Source organism: Agromyces sp. P1_H4, assembly GCF_056405255.1.
Map to the genome: position 1 here is coordinate 953 of NZ_JBFUCL010000486.1, position 1,963 is coordinate 2,915.

General features: G+C 72.3%; 1 protein-coding gene and 1 pseudogene. One reads left to right on the forward strand and one right to left on the reverse strand.

Annotated elements, in window-relative coordinates; genetic code table 11:
- Positions 1–70: 70 nt before the first annotated feature.
- A pseudogene (locus AC1DY2_RS19170) lies at positions 71–1,303 on the forward strand (alpha-hydroxy acid oxidase); the annotation flags it as partial.
- Positions 1,304–1,699: 396 nt separating this feature from the next.
- Here AC1DY2_RS19170 and AC1DY2_RS19175 read toward each other — a convergent pair.
- On the reverse strand, positions 1,700–1,963 hold a 264-nt coding region (locus tag AC1DY2_RS19175), incomplete at its 5' end, for a hypothetical protein (protein WP_476763857.1).

The following is a 1,963-nucleotide window of genomic DNA, read 5'->3' on the forward strand; positions in this document are numbered from 1 at the left end:
ATTCGCGTCACCTCGCCGCAGCCAGACCAGCACCAGACCAGCACGACGACACAGAGAGAGCACCGACACCATGGTCCAGCGCCAGTTCCCGAACCCGAAGGAGCTCGCCGAGCTCATGCGCTTCAAGGCGCCCACGCTGAACGCGACCGACCGGCGGCTCGAGAAGGCGCTCACGATCGCCGACCTGCGCGCGATCGCGAAGCGCCGCACCCCGAAGGCGCCGTTCGACTACACCGAGGGCGCCGCCGAGGGCGAGTTGTCGCTCGCGCGGGCCCGTCAGGCGTTCCAGGACGTGGAGTTCCACCCGTCGATCCTCCGCAACGTGCCCGTCGTCGACACGACTCGCGAGGTCCTCGGCGGCCCGAGCTCCCTGCCGTTCGGCATCGCCCCCACGGGCTTCACGCGCATGATGCAGACCGAGGGCGAGATCGCCGGCGCGGGGGCGGCCGGTGCCGCCGGCATCCCGTTCACCCTCTCGACGCTCGGCACGACCTCCATCGAGGACGTGAAGGCCGCCAACCCGAACGGGCGCAACTGGTTCCAGCTCTACGTGATGCGCAAGCGCGAGATCTCCTACGAGCTCGCCAAGCGCGCCGCGGCCGCGGGCTTCGACACCCTCTTCTTCACCGTCGATACGCCCGTCGCCGGCGCGCGCCTGCGCGACAAGCGCAACGGGTTCTCGATCCCGCCGCAGCTGACTCCCGGCACCGTCATCAACGCGCTGCCCCGCCCGGCGTGGTGGATCAACTTCCTCACCACCCCGAAGCTCGAGTTCGCGTCGCTGTCGTCGACCGGCGGCACCGTGGGCGAACTGCTCGACTCGGCGATGGACCCGACCATCTCGTTCGAGGACCTCGACATCATCCGCGAGATCTGGCCCGGCAAGATCGTCGTCAAGGGAGTGCAGACCGTCGAGGACGCCAGGCTCCTCGCCGACCGCGGCGTCGACGGCATCGTGCTCTCGAACCACGGCGGGCGTCAGCTCGACCGCGCCCCCATCCCCTTCCACCTGTTGCCCCACGTGGTGCGCGAGGTCGGGACCGACCTCGAGGTGCACGTCGACACCGGCATCATGAACGGCGCCGACATCGTGGCATCCGTCGCCCTGGGCGCGCGCTTCACCCTCATCGGCCGCGCCTACCTCTACGGCCTCATGGCCGGCGGGCGTCGCGGCGTCGACAAGACGATCTCGATCCTGCGTGCCGAGGTCGAGCGCACGATGAAGTTGCTCGAGGTCGCGAGCCTCGACGAGCTCGGGCCGCAGCACGTCACGCAGCTCGCGCGGGTGGTGCCGATGCCGAAGCCGATGGCGGATGCCGCGGCGGCGGCGGTCGCCGCGGCCTCTCCGAAGCCGAAGGCCGTGCGCGCACCCCGCTCGACGGCCCCGTCCCCGGCGCCGAAGGCCGCACCCGCAGCGAACGCGGCGAGGCGGAAGCCTGCAGCGGCGAAGTCCCCCGGCGGGAAGACCGCTGCGGCGGCGGCTCCGGCGAGTCCGACGGCGAGCGCGAAGGCGGCCGGCACGGAGGGCTCGCTGCCGGCCTGACCCGGCACCGCTCGCGCGGCGCCGCCACCACGCCGCCACGCCGTCATCAGGCGATGAGTGGTCACGATCGGTGCGCACCGGGGCGAGTGACGGGACTGTTCATGGCCGCTCGGCGCCGCCGCTCGGCGCGTCGGCCGACCGCGTCACGCCGTACGCTCAGGCGGCCTGCTTCACCTTCCGCCGGAGCCGCTTCACGTCCTGCTTCTGTCGCTCGGCATCGGTGGGGGTCGTCAGCGAGGACAGGATCGTGCGCAAGGTGCTGCGCGTCGCCATCTTGCGGGCCTGCTTCGACTGTGCGCGTCCGCGCTTGATGGTCTTCGCGCGGCGTTTCGCGTCTCGCGTGCCGCGGCCCGTCGGCGCGGACGGGCCCGCGGGAGTCGCACGCACGGCCGCCCGCTCGAGACGGGCGGCGGCCCGGCG